The 21,478-nt window shown below is 75.4% G+C and carries 13 protein-coding genes; 7 read left to right on the top strand and 6 right to left on the bottom strand.

Translation table 11 applies throughout. From position 1 onward, the window contains the following. Window positions 1-19: 19 nt before the first annotated feature. Both Pdca_RS08955 and Pdca_RS08950 read left to right on the top strand, forming a co-directional pair. Window positions 20-256: an Lrp/AsnC family transcriptional regulator gene (locus tag Pdca_RS08955; protein ID WP_085915679.1), complete on the top strand. Its 237-nt coding sequence runs from the start codon at window positions 20-22 to the stop codon at window positions 254-256. Window positions 257-312: 56 nt separating this feature from the next. Further along, the gene (locus Pdca_RS08950; RefSeq protein ID WP_158092298.1) at window positions 313-813 is read left to right on the top strand and encodes a DUF3515 domain-containing protein; all 501 of its coding nucleotides are present in this window, start codon (window positions 313-315) and stop codon (window positions 811-813) included. Here the strand turns inward: Pdca_RS08950 and Pdca_RS08945 are convergent, their stop codons facing one another. Together Pdca_RS08945 and Pdca_RS08940 are read right to left on the bottom strand one after the other, a co-directional pair. Next, window positions 814-1,893, bottom strand: a complete 1,080-nt coding sequence (locus tag Pdca_RS08945; protein WP_085915677.1) for a D-alanine--D-alanine ligase family protein — start codon at window positions 1,891-1,893, stop codon at window positions 814-816. A 36-nt stretch (window positions 1,894-1,929) separates the two neighbouring features. After that, a complete protein-coding gene (locus Pdca_RS08940) occupies window positions 1,930-3,288 on the bottom strand; it encodes an aminotransferase-like domain-containing protein (protein WP_085915676.1) in 1,359 nt (452 codons plus the stop codon). A 72-nt stretch (window positions 3,289-3,360) separates the two neighbouring features. On the opposite strand from Pdca_RS08940, the gene Pdca_RS08935 reads away from it, so the two are divergent. From Pdca_RS08935 to Pdca_RS08910, 5 genes are all read left to right on the top strand, one after another. Further along, entirely contained in the window at window positions 3,361-4,014 is a 654-nt protein-coding gene (locus Pdca_RS08935) for a pyridoxamine 5'-phosphate oxidase family protein (RefSeq protein ID WP_085915675.1), read from the top strand. Between the two features lie 162 nt (window positions 4,015-4,176). Continuing rightward, window positions 4,177-5,160, top strand: a complete 984-nt coding sequence (locus Pdca_RS08930; RefSeq protein ID WP_085915706.1) for a mechanosensitive ion channel family protein — start codon at window positions 4,177-4,179, stop codon at window positions 5,158-5,160. A gap of 23 nt (window positions 5,161-5,183) precedes the next feature. Further along, window positions 5,184-5,567, top strand: coding sequence for a globin (locus Pdca_RS08925; RefSeq protein WP_085915674.1), 384 nt, complete (start codon window positions 5,184-5,186; stop codon window positions 5,565-5,567). 227 nt (window positions 5,568-5,794) lie between these two features. After that, the gene (locus Pdca_RS08920; RefSeq protein WP_125911333.1) at window positions 5,795-7,327 is read left to right on the top strand and encodes a hypothetical protein; all 1,533 of its coding nucleotides are present in this window, start codon (window positions 5,795-5,797) and stop codon (window positions 7,325-7,327) included. 36 nt (window positions 7,328-7,363) lie between these two features. Next, on the top strand, window positions 7,364-11,347 hold the full coding sequence (locus Pdca_RS08910; protein WP_158092297.1) for a hypothetical protein: 3,984 nt from the start codon (window positions 7,364-7,366) through the stop codon (window positions 11,345-11,347). Window positions 11,348-11,368: 21 nt separating this feature from the next. Here Pdca_RS08910 and Pdca_RS08905 read toward each other — a convergent pair whose 3' ends face one another. The 4 genes from Pdca_RS08905 to Pdca_RS35420 form a co-directional block, all read right to left on the bottom strand. Next, on the bottom strand, window positions 11,369-12,016 hold the full coding sequence (locus Pdca_RS08905; protein ID WP_085915670.1) for a DUF8185 domain-containing protein: 648 nt from the start codon (window positions 12,014-12,016) through the stop codon (window positions 11,369-11,371). Beyond that, entirely contained in the window at window positions 12,013-12,438 is a 426-nt protein-coding gene (locus Pdca_RS08900; protein ID WP_085915669.1) for an acyl-CoA thioesterase, read from the bottom strand. Before Pdca_RS08900 ends, Pdca_RS08905 begins: the two co-directional genes overlap by 4 nt. Window positions 12,439-12,459: 21 nt before the next feature. Further along, window positions 12,460-17,262, bottom strand: coding sequence for an NAD-glutamate dehydrogenase (locus tag Pdca_RS08895; RefSeq protein WP_085915668.1), 4,803 nt, complete (start codon window positions 17,260-17,262; stop codon window positions 12,460-12,462). A gap of 121 nt (window positions 17,263-17,383) precedes the next feature. Next, window positions 17,384-21,412, bottom strand: a complete 4,029-nt coding sequence (locus tag Pdca_RS35420) for a hypothetical protein (RefSeq protein ID WP_158092296.1) — start codon at window positions 21,410-21,412, stop codon at window positions 17,384-17,386. Window positions 21,413-21,478: the final 66 nt, after the last annotated feature.

Raw genomic sequence — 21,478 nt, 5'->3', positions numbered from 1 at the left:
TACCGGAAAGGGGCACGCCGTGGTGCAGGCATACATCCTCGTCCAGACGGAGGTCGGCAAGGCCGCCTCCGTCGCCTCCGAGATCGGAGGCCTGCCGGGGGTCATCTCGGCGGAGGACGTCACCGGACCGTACGACGTGATCGTGCGCGCCGAGGCCGACGACGTCGACGAGCTCGGCCGGCTCGTCGTCGCACGGGTGCAGAACGTGAACGGGATCACCCGCACGCTCACCTGCCCCGTGGTCAAGCTCAACTGATCCGGCCCGCGACCGTGGCAGGGGCCGGGAACCGACGCGTCCCACCGTTCACCGCGGTGGCCGTCGCCCTGCCCCTGCTGCTGGCGCTCGTCGTCGCCGGGCTCGGCATCCACACCCGGCTCACCGCAGGCCCGGACACCGGGCCGATCTCGCTGCCCGCCGTCGCGGCACCGCAGGCTGCCACCCCCGCCTGCCGCGCCGTGCTCGACGCGCTCCCGGCCGAGCTCCCCGGCGATCCGCCGATGGTGGGCCGCGAGCAGGCCCCCGACACACCGGGCGCCCTGGTCTGGGCGGCCGAGCCGGAGCCGGTGGTGCTGCGCTGCGGCACCGAGCGGCCGGCGGAGCTGGGGCCGACCTCGCCGCTGATCGTCGTCAACGGGGTGAACTGGCTGCCGCTGACCGGCGCGCCGGACGCCCGTTCGGACACCTACGCCGTCGTCGACCGCGAGGTGTACCTGGAGCTCAGCGCTCCCACCGAGACCGGGCCGGGCCCGCTGCAGGCGGTCGCCGACGCGGTCGGCGCCACCCTGCCAGGGCAGCCGGTGCAGGTGCGGTAGCTACCGCAGGCCGGTCCCCCGCCGCAGCGCGGTCTCGACCAGCGTCGTCAGCAGCTCGGGGTAGTCGAGCCCGGTCACCGCCCACATCTTGGGGAACGCCGAGCTGGCGGTGAACCCGGGCATCGTGTTGACCTCGTTCACCGTGATCGCGCCCTCGTCGGTCACGAAGAAGTCGACCCGGGCCAGCCCCTGCACGTCCAGCGCCCGGAACGCGGTGATCGCCTTCCAGCGCACCGACTCGGTGATCTCGTCGTCCAGCTTCGCCGGTATGTCCAGCTCGGAGACGTCGAGGTACTTGGAGTCGAAGTCGTAGAACTCGCCGGAGTAGCGGAGCCCGGCGGGCAGGCTGGCCCGGACGCTGCCGTCCGGGAACTCCAGCACCGCGCACTCCACCTCGCGGCCCGGCACGGCGGCCTCGACCAGCACCTTCGGGTCGTGCAGGCGGGCCTGGGCGATCGCGGCGTCCAGCGCGGCCGGGTCGGTCACCCGGCTCACCCCCATCGACGATCCGGCGCGGGCCGGCTTGACGAACAGCGGCAGCCCGAGCCGGTCGCGGTCGGCGAAGCCGATGTCGGTGCCCGGCCGGAGCACGACGCCCTCGGCGACGTCCAGGCCCTCCGCGCGCAGCAGCTTCTTGGCGAACTCCTTGTCCATCCCGACCGCGGACGCGAGCACACCGGCGCCGACGTAGGGCACGCCGGCCATCTCCAGCAGCCCCTGCACGGTGCCGTCCTCACCGAACGCGCCGTGCAGGATCGGGAACACGACGTCGATGTCGGCGAGCGCCTCGCCGGCCCGCCCGGCGTCCAGCCGGACCAGGCCGCGCCCGGGCTCCCCGGGGAGGACCAGTGCGTCCGCGCCGGCGTCGACCTCGGGCAGGGTGCGTCCGGAGATCGTCAGCTGCTCCGGGTCGCCCGGCCCGACGACCCAGGCGCCGTCACGGCTGATGCCGACCGGGATCACCTCGAACCGGTCCCGGTCCAGGTGGGTCAGCACGCTGCCCGCGGAGACGCAGCTGATCGCGTGCTCGGAACTGCGGCCGCCGAAGACGACAGCCACCCTGACCCGCTCGGAACTCATGGGCTCCGAGGGTAGGCGGCCCCGCCGCACGCCCGATCAGCCGGTCAGCCGGGCCAGCGCGCGGCGCAGGTCGGCCCGGGTACCCGCGGCGTAGCCGACCACCAGCCCGGACGTCCGCGGCGGCCCGTCGTGGTACTCGGCCAGACCGCGGACCACGATCCCGCGCCCGGCGGCAGCGGCGATCAGCGCAGCCTCGGTCCCGGCGAACCCGCGCAGTACGAGATGCGCCCCGGCCGGGTCGCCGTGCGCCCGCCAGCCGGCCCCGGCCGCGGCGGCGAGCACCAGGGCCCGCCGCTCGCGCAGCTCCCGGCGCAGCCGCCGCAGGTGCCGGGACAGGTCGCCGTGCCGGGCCATCGCGATCAGCACCCGCTGCCCGGCGGGCGACGGCCTGGTCCCGGTCCGGTCGCGCAGGTCCCGCCACGCGGCGAGCACCGGCGCCGGGGCGAGCGCCCAGCCGACGCCCAGCGTCGGGCTGACGATCTTGCTGGCGGTGCCGAGGTGCACCACCCGGTCCGGGGCGAGCGCGGCCAGCAGCGGCAGCGGCGCGACGTCGTAGCGGAGCTCGCCGTCGTAGTCGTCCTCGATGATCAGGAAGCCCTCCTCCCGGGCCCGCTCGACCAGCGCGACCCGGCGCGCCGCGGGCATCCGCACCGCGGTCGGGAACTGGTGCGCCGGGGTGACGTACACGGCCGCGCAGCCGGCCGGGACGGCGTCGACGACCAGGCCGTCGTCGTCCACCGGGACGGGCACGATCCGCAGCCCGGCGGCGCGCAGTGCGGAGACCGCGCGCCGGTAGCCGGGCTCCTCGACCGCGACCCGGGCGCCGGCGGGCAGCAGCCGGGCCAGCTCGGCGACCGCGGCCGAGGTGCCCGCGGTACTGAGCACGTCGTCCGGGGCCAGCCCGCGGTGCCGCAGCAGGTGCTCGACGACGGCGGTGTGGAACCCGGACAGGCCGTCCGGCCGCGGTGCGTCGTCGGGTTCCGGATCGGCGGCGGCCCGCCACGCGCGGCGCCACATCGCCCGGTCCAGGGCCGCGACACACGGCCGGCCGGGATCGAGCGCGTCGGGCACACCGGCCCCGGCCGGGCCGGGTGCCCGCTCCGCACCGGCCGCCGCCGGCCGGTCGGCGCCACCCGGCAGGCCCACCGGCAGGGCGGTGACGTAGGTGCCGGCCCCCACGCGGCCGGCCACCCAGCCCTCCGCGAGCAGCTGGTCGAAGGCGGCGGCGGTGACCGTCCGGCTCACCCCCAGTGCGGTCGCCAGCGCCCGGGTCGATGGCAGCCGGTCACCGGGCCGCAGCATCCCGCCGACCGCCGCCCCGCGCAGACCGTCGGCGAGCTGCACCGCGAGCGGCACCGGCGAGCCGCGGTCGAGTGGGAGCGGGGGGACGTCCATCGGAATCGGCCTTTCCGATCAGCGCAGGATTGGCCGTTCCAGGATGCCACTACCTCCGGGCACGCTGGCCGCGTGACGCTCTCCCCCACCACCCGCAGCACCCTGGGCCGCAAGCCCGACCGCGCCGCCACCGATCCCGCCGAGCTGCACGCCCTGCTCGACGAGGGCCTGGTCTGCCACGTCGGGTTCGTCCGTGACGGCGCCCCGGTCGTGCTCCCCACCGCCTACGGACGCGCGGGCGACACCCTCTACCTGCACGGATCCACCGGAGCGGGCTGGCTGCGCGCCGACGAGCTGCCCTGCTCCGTCGCCGTCACCCAGCTCGACGGGATCGTGCACGCCAGGGCGGTGATGAACTTCTCGATGAACTACCGCAGCGCCGTCGTGCACGGGACCGCCCGCCGAGTCACCGACCCCGCCGAGAAGTGGGACGGGCTGCGCGCGATCGTCGAGCACCTCACCCCGGGCGCCTGGGACCACGCACGGCAGCCGGACCGGCGCGAGCTCGCCGCGACCGCGCTGTTCGCGCTCGACCTGACCGAGGCCAGCGTGAAGCGCCGCTCCGGCCCACCGTCGGACGATGCCCCGGATGTCGAGGCCGACCTCGCCTGGTGCGGGGTGGTCCCGGTGCGCACCGTGTTCGACGCGCCGCAACCGGCCCCCGACCTGCCGGAACACCACGTCCTGCCGGCGCACCTGGGTGCTGCGGACCACCGGTCCGGGTGACGTAGTCTCGGGTCACGCGATCCGCCGGGCACCCCGGTCGGTGACGTCCGGCGAGCGCCGTCCCGCGGGTCGCGCCGACGCAGCCCTCACCGCCCCCGAGGAGGACGCGTGATCAACACGGTCATCCCGCCGGTCCCCGCACCGGGTCTCACCAGCGCACTCATGCCGCAGTGCACCCAGGACCCGGGGTCCTGGTGCGCGACGCTGTACCGCTGGACCAACAACGACTTCATCGCCCAGCACGCCGATGTCATCGTCGGCCGCACGGTCTCGATCACCTCGATCATCCTGATCGCGGTCCTGGTGCGCTGGCTGGCGCACCGCGGGATCGCGCGGATGGTCAACGGCGCCACCAACGGCGCCTTCACCGCGCTCGCCGGGCGGGCCCGGCGGCTGCGCCGCGCCCCCGCCGACGGGCGCGGCAGCGGCGACGCCCCCGGTGCCCAGCGCCGGATGCAGCGCGCCCGCACCATCGGGTCGGTACTGCGCTCGATCGTCTCCGCGGTGGTGCTGCTGGTCGCGGTGATGATGGTGATGAACGAGCTCGGCTACCCGCTGGGCCCGCTGCTCGCGGGCGCCGGGGTGCTCGGCCTGGCCATCGGTTTCGGCGCGCAGAACCTGGTGCGCGACTTCCTGTCCGGCATGTTCATGCTGCTCGAGGACCAGTACGGGGTCGGCGACATCGTCGACGTCGGCGAGGCGGTCGGCACCGTCGAGGCGGTCGGCCTGCGGATCACCACGATCCGCGATCTGCAGGGCACCGTCTGGTACGTCCGCAACGGTGAGATCCTGCGCGTGGGCAACATGAGCCAGGGCTACGCCGTCGCCGTGGTGGACCTGCCGATCGCGCACAGCGCCGACGTCGAGCAGGCAACCGAGCTGGCCGGTGCCACCGCGACCGCGCGGGCAGCCCAGGACGACATCGCCGGTGACGTCCTCGAACCACCCGAGGTGCTCGGCGTCGACCGGATCAGCCCGGAGGGCATCACGCTGCGGCTCACCGTCCGGGTCAAGCCGGGCCGTCAGTGGGCGGTGCAGCGCGCACTGAACGGCGCGATCACCGACGCGTTCGACGATCACGGCATCCCGCGACCGATGCTGTTCCCCACCGCAGCCCTGGACGGGCGCGCCCAGCGGCAGGGCTGAGACCGAGCTGAGACGATGACGACGTGAGTGCACCGCAGAACTTCTACGCCGAGGTGGGCGGCGCTCCGGTCTTCCACCGGATCGTCCACCGGTTCTACGAGGAGGTCGCTCGGGACGACGTGCTGCGACCGATGTACCCGGAGGAGGACCTCGGCCCCGCCGAGGAGCGCCTGCGCACCTTCCTGGAGCAGTACTGGGGCGGTCCGCGCACCTACTCCGAGCAGCGCGGGCACCCCCGCCTGCGGATGCGGCACGCGCCGTACACGATCGGCCCGATCCAGCGGGACGCCTGGCTGCGCTGCATGCAGATCGCGGTCGACGAGGAGAACCTCTCGCCCGAGCACCGCGAGCAGCTGTGGAACTACATGCAGTACGCGGCGCTCAGCATGCAGAACTCCGAGTTCTGATCGGGCCGCCGTCGATCCGGTGTCCTGACACGTTCTGACTGCGACGAACCCCTTCGTCACCCTCCGCATCACCCTGATCGTCCGTATGGCGGCCGATCGGGTGGTGTTCGGCCGCAATCCGGGCGCGAGCCGTCGTGATCGTGACCGAATGCGTCCGATCTCGTTGGACGGAACGCCGCCCCAGGAGAGTCGGGCGGCGAGAAGGTCACCCGTCTGGGGGGTTCATCGTGACCGCACTGCCGTCGCCGTCCGGATCCACGTCCGGTCCGCAACGTCCCGACCCTGCGTACGGCGCGTCGCGGCACTCGCATCGTGCCGCCGACGCACCGACCGGAGCCGACGGCCGCGAGTCCGGCGGCACCGTGGACGGGGCCTGGTTCGCCGTCGTGCTCCGCGGCTACGACCGGGCCCAGGTCGAGACCCGTCTCGCGGACCTGGACCGGCGGATCCACGACGAGATCCGGCGCGCCGAGTCCGCCGAGCAGGCGCTGTCCGCCGCCCGCGCGCAGAGCCGCCGGTTGCAGCAGCAGGTCGAGGCCGGCGCGTCCGAGCAGGCCGGCTTCGGCCTCCGGGTCGAGCGGGTGCTGGAGGCCGCCGAGCGGGAGGCGGCCGAGCTGCGCACCCGCGCGGCCGACGAGGCGGAGGCCATCGTCGCCCGGGCCCGCGAGGAGGCCGAGGACCGGCGCACCCGCACCGAGGAGGCCCTGCTGGGCCGGGCCGCCACCCTGGACCGCGAGTTCACCGCCCGTCGGTCCGCGCTGGACGAGCAGGAGCGCGAGGCCGCCCGCCGTGAGCGCGAGCTCTCCGAGCGCGAGCAGGATGTGGCGCGGCAGCTCGACGGCGCGACCGAGGAGGCGGACCGGCTGCTGTCGGTCGCCCGCGGGGACGCCGACGAGATCCGCTCCGCCGCCCGGGACGAGGCCGCCGAGGAGCTGCGCAGGATCGACGAGCGGCGGGCCGGGGTCACCGGGGACGTCGGGCGCCTCGCCGCGCTGCGGGACGAGCTCCGCGACGAGCTGTCCCGGATGCGCGGCGCGCTCTCCGCCGAGCTGGATCGCGAACCGGTCGCCGCGGCTCTGGACGAGACCCTGTTCGGCCCGTCCGGCCCGCACGACGGCGTCGTGCACAGCACCGCCGGCAGCAGCGACACCGGCGGTGCCGGCCGGGATGCCGAGGTCACCGCGCTCACCGGGACCGGCGCCTCGTTCGTCTGGTCGTCCGGCACCGCGGCCGACGATCTGCCCCCGGCGGTCCGCACCGACCCGTCCGTCCCCGACCGGTCGTCGCACGCGTCGAGCATGTCCGGCTCGGACTCGGACTCCGGCTCAGGCCCCGACTCGGACTCGGACTCGGACTCGGGCCCCAAGTCCCGCTCGGGCTCCCGCTCCGGCTCGCGCTCGGGCTCCAGCCCCAACTCCGGCCCCCGTTCGGGCTCCCGCTCCCGCTCGGGCTCCGGCTCCGGCTCCGGCTCCGGCTCCGAGGATGAGCCGGACGCGCCGGCCGAAGAGGAGGAGACGGCCACCGGCACCCTGCTGCTCGGACCGGGGCGGCGACCCGGCACCGAGCGCGACGACGAGATCGAGGCCACCACGATCGGACGGATCCCGCCGATCTCGCTGACCTCGATCGGGGTACTCCCGTTCGGCGATCTCGGAGCGGGCCGTGACAACGCCCGTACCAGGACGGACGGCTCCACAGGGGGAGCCCGCACGCATCGGGGGCCGACCCGGGGTCAAGGCCCCGGGCGCCGCTCGCGATAATCAGATCGTTATGTGCACCCGACCGTCGCAGAACGCATGACGTCGGCGCCCGGCCAGCCGGGACGCGACGACGCCGCCGAACCGGACCCGGACGGGCTCGGCGAGGCGATCCGGACCGGCCGCGTCCCCGTGGTCCCGGGATCCCTCGTCGACCTGGTCATGCGGTCGGGTTCCGCGGGCTCCCCCGACGCCGCCACCGAACCCGGTACCGATCCCGGCGCCGACGCCACGAACGCAACGGCCCGCTCGGCCGGTCCGTCGTCGTCCCGGCCCGAGGAGTCACCGGCCGGGCGCTCCGGTGCCCCTGGCCCGGCGGCGACGTCCACCGGTTCCGGGTTCGCCGATCTCGTCCGTGAGGGCAGTGGTCACGCCGACGCCACGGACGAGGCACCCGGCTCCGTTCCGGGTGTCTCGTCCGTGGCCGGCCCGCGCCCCACACCGTCGCCGCGCCCCGGCCCGGCGCCCGGTGCCGGTGGCACCGGCGTCCCGAAGGCGTTCGCAGCCGAGGAGGCCGCCGGCGACGACCGGCCGGACGACACCTCCGGGACCGACGGCGACGGCTACTACGCCGATCTCGGTGATCTCGGCGACGACCCGCTCGGTATCGGACCGCTGCCCGACACCGCGGACGCCGAGTCGGCGGACCCGCTGCACACTCCGGCGGACCGCTTCGCGCCGCCGCCGTCGTTCGCCCCCGATGTCGACGGCTCCCCCGTCAACAGCTCCCCCGTCAACAGCTCCCCCCTCAACGGTTCGCCCGTGATCAGCTCGCCCCTCAACGGCGCTCCTGTCGACGGCTCGTCCGTCGGTGGCGCTCCTGTCGACGGTGCTCCTGCAGACGGTGCTCCTGCAGACGGTGCTGCTCCCGACGGGTCCACGCGGACTGCCGGGCCGGCGATGACCGGACCGGCGTCGACCGGACCGGCGGAACGGGCCCGGAACACCGCATCCGCCGGAAACCTCTCAGCTTCCACCGGCTCCACGGAGCGGACCGGCTCGACGGATCACGCCGGCGACATGGAGCGCACCGGCTCCGCAGGCACCACCGGCTCGGCCGACCGGACCGGCGCCGCAAGCCGAGCCGGCGCGACGGACCGCACCAGCTCCACCAGGCCCGCCGAGCCTCTGAACCCAGCCGGGTCAGCGGGTCCCACCCGCGCGGACCTCACCGGTCCCACCGACTCGGCACGCCGCACCGGCCCGGCCGACGTCCCGGACCCCACGACCACCGGTGACACCGCGGGCTCCACCGACGTCAGAGGCGCCGGGGACGCAAGAGGCTCCGGGGACTCCACGGGCTCCGCGACCAGCACGGACTCCGAAACCGTCGAGGGCTCCGCAGCCCCCACGGACTCCGCGGCCCCGGAGGACTCCGGTCACCCCGGGACTCCCGTGTTCGACGGGGAGCCCGAGACCCCCACGACCACGGACGACACCGGGGACGCCGCGCCGACCCCGGCCACCGGACGCCCCCGCATGGGCGGCGACCGGCTCGGTCCGGGTGACGTCCCGCCGACCCAGCCCGCCCCGACCGTGGTGCCTCCGATCGCGCCGTCACCCCGTCCACTGGACGAGGACACCCCGGTCGCCCGCCCCGTCCGGGCCGCACGCCCCGACGAGTCCGCCCCCCACAGCCCGATCGCCAAGCGCTGGCCGCCCCGGCCGGGAGCGGACGGTCCGGAGACCGACATCCTGCCCCCCGGGGCGCTGCTCGGGCACTACCCGGCGGCGTCCGCGAACACCGCCGCGCCGAGCCGTCCGGCTCCGGACGCGCGCCCGGCGACCCCGTCGTCCGGCATCCGGCCGACCATGCCCGGCCGCCGCCGTCCCGCCCAGGAGCGCTCCGAGCGGGAGTCCACGTCGCGTCCGGCGATGGGCGGCGCTCCGTCCGGCCCGGCGATGACGGCGCTGTCCGGCAGCGACCTGTTCGCGACCCCCAGCGGTGGCACCGGCCGCGGCTTCGGTGAGCTCCCCACCAGGACCTCCCAGGACGCCGAACCGGACGCCCGCCAGGACGCCACCCGTCCCCACGACGACTCCCCGGCCGGTGCGGGGACCCGCACCGGTGACGGCTCCGACGCACCCGCGGACCGCCCCGTCCACCAGGATCGGCCCGCGGGGCCCGCCCGCCTGCCGCAGCGGCCCGAACCACACGACGACCCGGCCCGGGGCGCACCGGCACCCGGCGCCGGCTCCACCGGCCGGACCCCGTCCGAGCAGACCCTGAGCACACCGGCCCGGCGCAACGGGAACGCCGCCGCGGCCACCACCGACGGGACCGGCGCACATCTGCCTGCGGGCGGCAACACCGGGTCGCAGCCCCACCCGCGATCCGACAACCGCTCCCCGTGGGCACAGCCGGACGGCAGGCCGCCGCGGGACCCGGCACGCCGCGCGGGCCCCCCGGCCCGGCCGGCTGCGCCCGTGGCGTCGGATGCCACCGTCACCATCCCCGCCCTCGACGACGACGGCCGCCCCCGGCACGCGATCACCCCGCCGCCCGGACGCGGACCGCGCCCGATCAGCGGCCGGACACCGCAGGAGGGCCGCCCCTCGGCGCGGCCCGGCCGGGGTACCGACGGTGCCGACGGAGCGGACGTCACCGCGCGGGTCGCACCGGTGCCCGCCGCACCGGCCCAGGACACTCCGCCCACCGACGACACACCGCACCGCGCACCCGGGCACCACGACGGCGCCCCCGGCACGGACACCGGGGCCACCGACGACACCGAGAATGCCGGGGGCACCGCAGCCGGCAACGTGGCGGCCGCCGCCTCGCTCGGTGCCGTGTCGGTGGCCGCGGCCCGCGCCGCCTCCGGCCGGGACGGGGCGGTCACCGACACCGGGCCCCGCACCGAGGTCCGGCCGGCCGGCGACGCCGCGCCGGAGAAGCCGATCACCCCGCGCCGTGAGGCGATCATGTCCGCGAAGCCGCGCAACGGCCGCCGCGGCGTGTCCCCGGCCGGGCTGGCCATCGCGCTGGCGATCGTGCTGCTCGGCACCCTCACGCTGTGGGCGATGTTCGCACCCGGATCCATCGGCGACGGCGCCGGCACGGACCGCCCGGCCACCGACGGCGCCCCGGCCGCGGGCCTCGGCCCGCAGCCGGACGCCGGCCCGGCCGCGGCGAGCCTGTCGTCCCCGACGGTCCGGGCGACCGTCCCGGTCGGCGCGGAGCCGGTCGCGGTCGCGGCCACCGCGGACGGCCGGACGGCGCTGGTCGCCGTGGCCGACGAGCCCCGGCTGGTGGTGCTCGACGGCGCCACCGACGCCGTCACCGCGGAGATCCCGCTGCCCGCGACCCCGCAGGGCGTCACCACCTCACCCGACGGCACCCGCGCATTCGTCAGCCTGGCCGGACCCGACGGTGGACAGCTCGCCGTCGTCGACGTGCCGGGGGCGGCGGTGCTCGGTGTCACGTCGACGACCGCCGATCCGGCCGGTGCGATCGTCGCCCCGGACGGGCGGTTCCTCTACGTGCCCTCGCGCGCCGAGGGCGTGGTCGACGAGCTGGACCCGTACGCCGGGACGGTCACCCGCTCGGTCCCGGTGTCCCGGGACCCGTTCGCGGCCGCCACCAACGACGCCGGCGACCGCATCTACCTCGCGACCCGCGGCGCCGACCAGCTGACCGTGCTGGATCCGAGCAGCCTCACCGTGCTCCGCAGCTATCCGGTGCGCGGCGGCGCCGAGGCCGTGGCCGTGTCCGCCGGGCCGGAGACCCAGGTCGCCGTCGGTGGCCCCGGCTCGAACACCGTGACGGTCCTCGACCCGGCCGACGGACGGGAGATCGCCGGCGCCGAGACCCGGGGCGGACCGACCGGTCTCGCGTTCGCGCCGGACGGACGGCACCTCTACGCCGTCACCGACCAGGGGCTGCAGGTGATCCGCACGTCCACCTGGCGGGAGGCCGGCAGCACCGACGTCGCCCTGAACCCGACCGCGATCGCCGTCTCCCCGGACGGCCGCACCGGCTGGGTCACCGGCGACGGCGAGGTCAGCGTCCTCGACCTAGCCTGACCCCGGGCCCGGGAGCCTGGGTCAGGCGGTGACCATCAGCGGGAGTGTCACCACCCGGCGGCGCACGACGGCCCCGTAGCGGGCGTCCAGCCGCACCCAGGATCCGGACGCCGACACCCGCACCCGCGGGCCCTCCCCGGCGTCACCGGGGCCCGAGCCCAGGAACCCCATCCCGGACATCGCGAACAGCACCCGCATCGGCACCGTCACCGGCCGTCCCGGCTCTGGGGGCGACACCGTCAGCACCGTCTGGTCCAGCAGCGACGCGGGCGGCCCCATCGGCCCGGCGTGCTCGCGGGCCAGCGCCAGCCCGCGATCGGCCAGCCCGTCCAGCTCGTCGGCGGGGACGTCGTCGACCAGCGACCAGCCGTCATCGGGGGGCAGCTCGTCGAACCAGGCGGCGACCGGCCCTGGATCGATCGCCTCCGCCCGTTCCACCGCCAGCGCGGTCAACAGCGACGACGCGTGCGCCGTCACCGGACCGGAACCGTCCAGGGTGCCGGCGACCGACCGGGTGACGAGCACGTCGAACGGCGTCCGCGCCCACGCCGTGACCCGGTCACCGGTCGCGGTCAACCGGATCGCCGCGGACTCGTCGAGCCGCGCCACCCGGGCGGTGAACGCGCCCAGATCGTCCCGCTCGGTCGTGTCGGCCAGCCGCAGGATCACGAGACCTCCCCCAGGTGTCGCTTCAGGTAGTCGCGTTCACCGTCGGTGAGACGCCGCGGGCGACCGGCGCCCAGATCGACGAGCGCCATCTTCGTCCACGCGGTGACCGCAACCGGATCATCCGGCCCCGAGCCGTCCCGCAGCAGGTAGTCCAGGGTGAACGACGCCGCGCGCAGGTCCCGCACGGTGATCTCCACCCGCAGCGGCTCGGCCCGCCACGGCAGCTGCCGCTTGTACTCCACGTTCAGTCCCGCGACCAGGAGCCCGGACGCGAACCCGGTCAGCCCCTCCTCACCGGCACCGGTGAAGGCCAGCGCGACGCGCGCCTCCTCGATCAGCGTGACGATCCGGGCGTGGTTGACGTGCCGGTAGGCGTCCTGGTCGGTCCAGCGGAGCGGGACCTGCGCGACGAAAGCGGACATGCGCCCGAGTGTCCCCGACCGCTACCGGGCCAGGCCACGCAGCTGGCGTGAGATCACGGACAGCGTCGCGAGATCCAGCGAGGCGGACACCCCGATCTCCTCCAGCGCCGTCCGCGCCCGGGTCAGCTTCGACGCGTTCGCCTGCTCCCACGCCGCGACGGCCTCGGTGACACCGGTCCCCGGCGGGGACTCCCGCAGCGCGTCCAGCGTGATCGAGCGCAGCGAGCCGTACAGGTCGTCGCGGAGCGCGAGCCGGGCCAGCGCGTGCCAGCGGTCGCCGCGATCGAGCCTGCTGACCGCGGTCAGCGCCTGGTCGACGCCGAGGTGCTCGGACAGCGCGTAGTACAGCCGGGCGACCTCGGCGGCCGGGCGGGGCTCCTTCTCCCGGTCGGACAGCTCGACGAGCTCGACGACGTCGAGCAGGCCGTAGGCGTACAGCGACAGCGCAGCCGGTTCGACGAGCGCCTCCGGCACCCCGGACTCCCGCAGCGTCGCCGCCCGCTCCCGCACCGCTTCGATCTCACGGCCCTGCAGCAAATCGGGCAGCTGCTCGCGCAGCTCCGCGATCGCCTCGGCGAACCGGCTGATCTCGGCACCGACGGCGAGCGGCTGCGGCCGGTTGGTCAGGAACCAGCGCGACACCCGGTCCAGCAGCCTGCGGAACTCCAGGACCACGGAGTCGGCCACCGACACCGGGACGTCCGCGGTCCGGACCATCTCCCACAGCTCGGGCAGCGCGAACACCCGGGTGGTGACCGCCCAGGCCCGCATCGCGTCGTCCGGCCCGGCGGCGAGCTCGTCCCCCAGCCGGAACGCGTAGCTGATCCCGGCGCTGTCGACCATCTGGTTCACCAGCCGGGTGCCGATGATCTCCCGGCGCAGCGGGTGGTTGCGGACGGCGTGGTCGAAGCGTTCCCGCAGCGGCTCCGGGAAGTAGGCGGGCAGCGTCGGTGCGAACGCAGGCCGATCCGGCAGGTCGGTCTGCAGCAGCCGGTCGGTCAGGTCCAGCTTGGTGTGCGCGAGCAGGGTCGCCAGCTCGGGGCTGGTCAGGCCCAGCCCGTCGGCGACGAGTCCGTCGAACCCGGCCCGGCTGGGCAGCACCTCCAGCTCGCGGTTCAGCCCGGTCCGCTCGACGAGATCGGCGACCATCTGGCCGTGCACCCCGACCATCGCGGCGGCGTGTGCCCGGGCGACGCCGAGTACCGAGTTCTGCGCGACGTTGTCGGCGAGCACCAGGTCAGCGACCTCGTCGGTCATCGACTCCAGAAGTGTGTTGCGCGCCGTGAGGTCCAGCGTCCCCTCCGCGACCAGCCGGTCGAGCAGGATCTTGATGTTGACCTCGTGGTCGGAGCAGTCGACGCCCGCCGAGTTGTCGATGGCGTCGGTGTTGATCCGGCCACCGGCCCTGGCGAACTCGATCCGGCCACGCTGGGTGAGGCCGAGGTTGCCGCCCTCGCCGACGACGTGCACCCGCAGGTCCCGGCCGTCGACCCGGATGGGGTCGTTGGCCTTGTCGCCGACGTCGGCATTGGACTCGTCGGACGCCTTCACATAGGTGCCGATGCCGCCGTTCCACAACAGATCGGCGGGAGCGAGCAGGATCGCGTTGATGAGGTCCGGCGGGGACAGCCGGGTGACCTCGTCGGGCAGGCCGAGGGCGGCCCGCATCTCCGGACCGACCGGGACGGACTTCGCGGTGCGCGGCCACACCCCGCCGCCGGCGCTGATCAGCGCGCGGTCGTAGTCCTCCCAGGACGACCGGGGCAGCTCGAAGAGCCTGCGCCGTTCGGCGTAGGAGGTCGCGGCGACCGGCTCGGGATCGACGAACACGTGCCGGTGGTCGAACGCGGCGACCAGCCGGATGTGCTCGGAGAGCAGCATTCCGTTGCCGAACACGTCGCCGGACATGTCCCCGACGCCGACGACGGTGAACTCCTCGGTCTGGGTGTCCAGCCCGCGCTCGGCGAAGTGGCGCTTCACCGACTCCCAGGCGCCGCGCGCGGTGATGCCCATGGCCTTGTGGTCGTAGCCGACCGAACCGCCGGAGGCGAACGCGTCGCCGAGCCAGAATCCGTACGACGCGGCGATCGAGTTGGCCAGGTCGGAGAACGTCGCGGTGCCCTTGTCGGCGGCCACGACGAGGTAGGAGTCGTCGCCGTCGTGCCGCACGACGTCCGGCGGCGGCAGCGTCTCGGTGCTCCCGTCCGGCCGGGTCGACAGGTTGTCGGTGACGTCGAGCAGACCGGAGATGAAGGTGGTGTAGCACTCGCGCACGTGCTCGGGCGACGGCGCGGGCGTCCGCACGACGAACCCGCCCTTCGCACCGACCGGCACGATCACCGCATTCTTCACGGCCTGTGCCTTCACCAGCCCGAGGATCTCGGTGCGGTAGTCCTGCTGGCGGTCGGAGAAGCGCAGCCCGCCGCGGGCGACCGGCCCGAAGCGCAGGTGCACGCCCTCCACGCCCGGCGAGTACACGAAGATCTCGTACCGCGGCCGGGGCGCCGGCATGTCCGGCACCGCGGCCGGATCGATCTTGAAGGAGAAGAACGGCCGCCCGCGGAACCAGTTGGTCCGCAGCGTCGCCTCGATCACGGCGAGCAGCCCGCGCAGGATCCGGTCCGCGTCGAGCCCACTGACCTGGTCGATCAGCGCGGTCACGTGCTCCAGTGCGCGTTCGTGCGCGGCCTCCCGCTCGACCGGGTCGGCACGGGCAGGATCGAACCGGGCCCGGAACAGGGTGATCAGGGCCTGCGCGACGTCCGGGTGGGCGACCAGGACGTTCGCCGTGTACTGCAGGGTGAAGCGGCCGCCGACCTGGCGGGTGTAGCGGCTGTAGGCGCGCAGCACAGCCGCCTCCCGCCAGTGCAGCCCGGCGCGCAGCACCAGCGCGGAGAACCGGTCGGATTCCGCGTCGCCACGCCATGCGGCCGCGAACGCCTCCTCGAACCGGGTGCCGGCGTCCTCCACCGCGACGGCCGGCGCGGCGGGCGCGCCGGAGGGTTCCGGGGCGCGGACGCCGAAGTCGTAGAGCCAGCAGCCGCGCCCCCCGGGCAGCGTGAACTCGTAGGGCCGCTCGTCGACGACGTCGATGTCGAGCTGCTGGAGCAACGGCAGCATCCGGGTCAGCGTCGCCGGGGAGTCGCGCAGGTAGAGCGCGAACCGGATGTCGCCGTCGGCACCGCGGTAGAGGCGCAGGTCGAACCCGTCCGCGTCGCCGGCACCGGTGCCGAGCGCGATGACCCGGCGCAGGTCCTCCACCGCGCGCCGCGGATCGACCCCGGCCTTGTAGGACTCGGGGACCCCCGCGAGCAACGGCCGGGCGGTCGCACCGGCATCGCCGAGGGCACCGACCAGCAGGTCGTCCCAGGTCCGGGTGGCCTCGGCGACCTCGTCCTGCAGCTGGGACAGATCCGGAACGGCCGGTTCGGCGGACGGGTCGGTGGTGACGATCAGGTGCAGCAACGCCAGCTCGGCGTCGCCGACCTGGGCGGTGTAGGTGGCGTCGGTCCCGCCGAGCCTGCTGCGCAGGATCTCGGTGATCCGCAGCCGGGTGGCGGTCGTGTAGCGGTCCCGGGGCAGGTAGACCAGGCAGGTCAGGAAGCGACGGTACGGGTCGGGATGCACGAAGAGCCGGACCGCGCGGCGGGCGCTGGCCTCCAGCACCCCGACACCGGTGTCGTGCAGCCGCTGCTCCGACGCCGCGAACAGCTCGGCGCGGGGCAGCACCGAGACCACCTCGAGCATCTGCTGCCCGGAGTAGGAGTCGGCCGGGAAACCGGCGCGGCGGATCGCGCCCCGGACCCGGCGGGCGACGACCGGGATGTCCAGGACGGACTCGTGCCGCGCGGGCACGGTGAGCATGCCCAGGAAGCGGTGCTCACCGGTGACGGTGCCGTCGGTGTCGCGGGTGCGGACGCCGACGTAGTACGGGTGCACCGCCTGCAGCACCCGGCTGCGCTCCCCGGCCCGGGTGATCAGCAGCAGCCCGGCCGGGTCAGCGGCTCCGCTCTCCTCGGGCAGGAACAGGTTGGCGCCGGCGTCGTCCGGGCGCAGCACGCCGAGGCCGGTCTCGGTGTCGGGCTCCAGCCGTCCGTCCCGACGGGCGTAGTGCCGGTAGCCGACGAACACGAAGTGGTCGTCGACCAGCCATCGGAGCAGGTCGGCGACCTCAGCCGGATGCACGTCGCCCACCGGGTCGGGGGCCGTGACGGTCCCGGCGCCGGTGAGGTCGTCGGCCAGGACCCGGGCACGCAGCGTCATCGCTGCGGTGTCGTCGACGATCTGCCGGACGTCGGACAGCGTCCGCTCCAGCTCGGCCCGCAGCGCGTCCGGATCGAGCCCGCTCTCGGAGGCGACGTCGAGGTGCATCCACGACTCGGCGAGCGCGTCACCGGGGTGGTCGGGATCGGCCTCGGTGTCGACACCGTTCAGGGTTCCCGTGGCGTCGCGGTGCACGACCAGGATCGGGTGCACCACCCGGCGCACGGTGCCGCCAGCGCGCCCGACGCCGGCGAGCACCGACTCGACGAGATAGGGCATGTCGTCGGTGACGATGTCGACCGTCGCCGCGCCACCCCCGCCGGGGACGACCCGGACGGCGGCCCGGCCCGGCTCCCGGTGCGCGGCGAGCGCGAGATGCGCATCGACGACCGGTGCCGGGCCCGGCAGCCCGGCGCCGTCGCTGCTCTCCGCTTCGGGGGTGTGCCGGGCGTAGAAGCGGACCAGGTCCGCGGAGGCGCTGCTGCCCGGCCTCGGCTCACCACCCGCCCCCGTGCCGAGGTCGGTCCTGTTCCCGGTGTCGCCCGTTGTACCGCTGCTCAAGTCCCACTCCGGCCCGCGCGTTTGTTGACGAGCGTCACCCTATCCCTCGGGGACGACATCCTCGGGTGTTCGGCGAAATCCCGAAAACAAGGCCGCGTAGGGCGAGTTCGTGCAGGCCGGATCAGATCTCGCGGTACGCGGCGAGCGCCCCGGCCAGCAGATCGGCCATGCTCATGTTCTCCGGGATCTCGGCCGGATCGCCGGACGCGGCCGTGCCGGCGTCGGGCGGTGTCACCTGGGTCGACGGTGTCCGTCTGCCGGTGGGTGCCACGGCCGCCGTGCCGCCGATGCCCGCATCCGGACGCGCCGCGGCGGGCCCGGTGTCCGGGCTGCCCGCAGCCGCGCCCCCGGCTTGCGGGACACCGGCGTCCGGGGCACCGGCTTCCGCGACACCGGCTTCCGCGACACCGGCCGAACGCGCGCGCCGACGGGCCGCCGATCGTGCCGCGGCCCCCGGACGCACACCGGGATCCGCCGCCCGGCCGTCCACAAGCGACGCCCCGGACACCGGGTCCGCCCCGGCTTCGGCCGGCGGCAGCGCTTCCGGCTCCGGCCGCACACCGGCATTCCGCGCCCGACGGCCCGCCGCCCGTGCCTCCGGACGCGCACCGGGATCCGCCGCCCGACGGTCCGCAGACCGCGCCCCGGCTCCCGGGCTCGCACCGGCGTCGGCCGCCCGGCCGTCCGCCGGCAGCGCCCCGGGCACCGGGTCCGCACCGGTCTCGGCAGCCGAAGCGTCCTGTTCGCGGGGGCCGGTGCCTGCAGCGTCCCGTCCCCCCGTGTCCGGGCCGGACGCCGGCCCGGCATAGGCACCGCCGTCGGCATCAGCACTGGCACCTGCACCAGGGTCACCGAACAGGTCGGCACCGGCAGCGGGGACGTCGCCGCCGACCAGGTCACCGAAGAGCCCGCGCTTGCCGGGCCGGTCCTCCGACCACGCCGCCCGGTAGACGTCCCGGGTGTGCGACCGCGCGGCCGCGTCGGACTCAGGCTCCGGCAGAGCCCGCTCCAGTTCCGTATCCGGTGCGGGCTCCGTCGTAGCCCCCGGCTCCGGCCCCGGCTCCGGCTCCGGCTCCGGCTCCACCGAAGCGGCACGAACCGTCCACACGTCCTCGTGGCCGGCGGTGTCACCCGGCAGCGCGAAGGGGCGTGCCGCAGCCGGTCCCCCGGCCACCGGGCTCCCCGACGACGCTGCGGCGGATCCGCCGCCGGCCCGGCGGGCGCGCCCGTTCCGCTTCGGCAGCGCACCCGGGCTGCTGCCCTCCGACACCGAGGACCAGGAGACCGGCAATCCGGCCCGATCCCCGGTGGGCTCCGGCGCTACCTCGGGTTCGCGGCCGTCGACGGTCGCCGGACCGGACAGATCGATGTGCGCGCGGACCGCGTCGGCGAGGCGCCGGTCCGGGACCGCGCCGCCGGCACCCGCAGATCCCTGTCCAGGGGTGGACCCGTTCACGCCGCCGGTGTCGTCCCGGCCGGTCGCCACAAGGCCACCGGCGACGGGCGGCATCGCATCCGCGGCGTCGTTCGTGGCGTCGTTCGCGGCGTCATCTGCGCCGTCGCCGACGGCCGACGGCCGGGACTCCGCGACGTCGTCCCGCCGTCCGGTCGCGGCGGCGGACCCGGTCCGCCGGCGCCCCCCGCTGCCCGGCCGGACGGTGATCCCGGCCGCGAGCAGCGGAGCCACATCTCCGTCCGCGGCACGACGCCGCCCGCCACGTTCCTTCTCCGGAACCGGAGCCGCCAGGTCGAGCGGCCTCGCCATCGCGGGCCCCGCCACCACCCGGACCCGCTCCGTCTCCGGCGCCGGGTCTCCAGCACGCCGGGTGCCGGGCTCGACCGCAGGGGCCTGCCGCCTGCCGGTGGTGGACGCCCCGGCCGCGGCGTCGGTCCGGACAGCGGTGTCAGTCCGAACGGCTGTGTCGGTCCGAACGGCTGTGTCGGGCCCGGTCAACCGGCGGACGACCTCGTCCCCTTCGATGCCGTTCGGCCCGAGGGCACGGAGCCGGATGGCCGCGTCCTCGGGCAGGCCCCCTTGCGGGACGCGATCGGCGAGGTGCGTGGCGAGCGACCGTGCCCACAGCAGGACCGTCACCCGGTCGGCGTCCGGGAGTGTGACCCGGACGGCCGTGCTGTCGATGTTCGCCGAGCCCGAAGGCGGCACCAGCCGACGGGACCGCACGGCGATCTCGTGCAGCGTGCCGATCGCCTGCTCGACAGGGACCGCCGTCCCGTCGGCGTCCACGATGTCGACCAGGATCGAGCGCTCCACCGCCGCCGGGGCGGAGTTCGCCTGCTCGACCACGGCGTGGCCCTCTGGTGCGATGCGGCGCGGGGCGTCCTCGGTCCGGCCGGACCCGTTGACGATGTTCGATGCCGGGACATGGGCACGGCCGTTGGCGCGCAGTTCCGCGACGAGCTCGTCGGCGAGTGGGGTGCCCCCGGAAAGATCCGCCCCCGCAGCAGCCTCCGGTCCGACAGCCTCTGATCCCGCAGCGTCCGCTCCGGCCCGGTCCGCGGCCGCACCGCCCGATCCGGCGCTGCCCGATCCCGTGCTACCCGATCCAGCGCTCCCCGGTCCCTCGTCGGTCGGCCTCGCCGTGGACCGGTCCCGTCGGGTCCTCGACGGCAGTCCCCCGTCGGGGCGACCGTCCTCGCCGAACGGATGCGCCGACGAGGACCGTCCGGAACCGTTCCGCGGCGCGCGCACCGCGTCTGCACCGTCACCGGAGTCGATCAGGCCGGACACCCCGAGCGGGTCGTCCGGGTCGATCCCCGGCCGACCGGTCCCGGACGGCCGACCAACTGCCCCGGAGCCGGCAGGCAGCTCCCGGCCGGTCTCTGCCCGGCCCACGCGCGCGGGCTCGTGGGTCTCGGCTGCGGGCTCGGCCGTGGAATTGTCCGCGGTTGCGTGTCGGTGCTCGGCGACGATCCCCGACCAGGTGAGTTCGCCGGACGCCGGGCTGCCGTGAGCCGGGTCCCCGGCCGTCGCCGGACCGGACGCGGTCCTCGGTCCCGGCGAGGGCCGACGCTTCGCGGCCGGGCTGCGGGGCGTCTCCGCCTCGGGCAGCGGCAACACAGCCGCCACCGCCTGCCGGAACCGACGCCCTCGGGCGTGGTCGAGCCGGTCGGCGTCGGTGGCCGCGCGCATCGCCTCGAGCGCCTCCCGATACCGGCCGGCACCCTCGTGCAGCTCGGACTGCGCGTTCCGGCAGGCGGCGACGAGCGCGGGAACGCCCGCGGCGGCGGCCCCCTCCGCCGCCTCGGCAAGGGCACGCGAGGCATGGTCGGCCCGGCCGGCCTCGGCCCGCGCAAGCGTCAACCGAAGCAGCACACCCTGCCGTCCGGCGTCGGTGACATCACGCTGCGCGGCGGCGGCCCGCACCGCGGCGGCCGGCACCCGGCCGGCATCCAGCAATGCCGTGATCCACTGGCTGAGCAGGGCCGCGGCGAGGTGCGCCGACAGTGGACGAGCCTCGGGGCGTGCCGGGGTCCAGCCCAGCTGCGCGAGTCCGCGCAGTGCACAGTCCACGGCGAGATCGTGCTCGCGGCAGGCCCGATAGACCGAACCGACGACGAGCTCGGCGAACGCCGACGCCTCGCCGCCGAGCTCGGTGGCGCAGGTCTCCATCGCGGCCCGGAGCCGGGCCAGGTCGGCGCCTGCCGGATCCGCGAGCGCACACCGGACCTCGACGGCGAGCCGATCGAGACGGAGCAGGCCGGGTTCCTCCCCGGGGGCATCGTCCGGCAACCCGGTGACGAGTGCCCGGGCGCTCTCCCACTCACCGTCCGCCTGGGCGACCGCGGCGAGCCCCACCCGCAGCCGGAACGCCTCGGGCCGGGACAGCAACCCGGCCCCGGGAGGCCGGGCGGGCAGGGCGGATACGGCGTCGTCGGGCTCGCCGACACCGGTCACCCCGCCGAGTACAGCGGTCGCCACGTCCCGGGCGTCGCCTCCGGCCGACAACCCGTCGACCAGCCAGCCCGCCGCCTGCGCCCAGTGCGGGTCGTCACCGTCTGCAACAGCGCGGACGCACGCATGCCCGGCGAGCTCCGCGGTCAGCAGCGGACGCTGCCATCGCAGCGCCGCTGCTGTCCGCAGCTCAGCCGTTGCCGTACTACCGACACGATTTCCCAGGTCGGACGTCACATCGCCTCCTGTGGACACCACCGGCCGGTTTGCACGTGCAGCACCGTTGCGTCCGCTCTGTACAGA

The organism is Pseudonocardia autotrophica (genome assembly GCF_003945385.1).
Lineage (GTDB): Bacteria > Actinomycetota > Actinomycetes > Mycobacteriales > Pseudonocardiaceae > Pseudonocardia > Pseudonocardia autotrophica.
Note: the sequence above shows the minus strand (reverse complement) of the source record. Positions and strands in the feature narration are given on the sequence as shown.

Bases quoted from the DNA above. Each gene is read 5' to 3' on its own strand.
- Pdca_RS08945 (WP_085915677.1), bottom strand. From the start codon at position 1,893: ATGAGTTCCGAGCGGGTCAGGGTGGCTGTCGTCTTCGGCGGCCGCAGT.
- Pdca_RS08940 (WP_085915676.1), bottom strand. From the start codon at position 3,288: ATGGACGTCCCCCCGCTCCCACTCGACCGCGGCTCGCCGGTGCCGCTC.
- Pdca_RS08930 (WP_085915706.1), top strand. From the start codon at position 4,177: ATGCCGCAGTGCACCCAGGACCCGGGGTCCTGGTGCGCGACGCTGTAC.
- Pdca_RS08910 (WP_158092297.1), top strand. From the start codon at position 7,364: ATGACGTCGGCGCCCGGCCAGCCGGGACGCGACGACGCCGCCGAACCG.
- Pdca_RS08900 (WP_085915669.1), bottom strand. From the start codon at position 12,438: ATGTCCGCTTTCGTCGCGCAGGTCCCGCTCCGCTGGACCGACCAGGAC.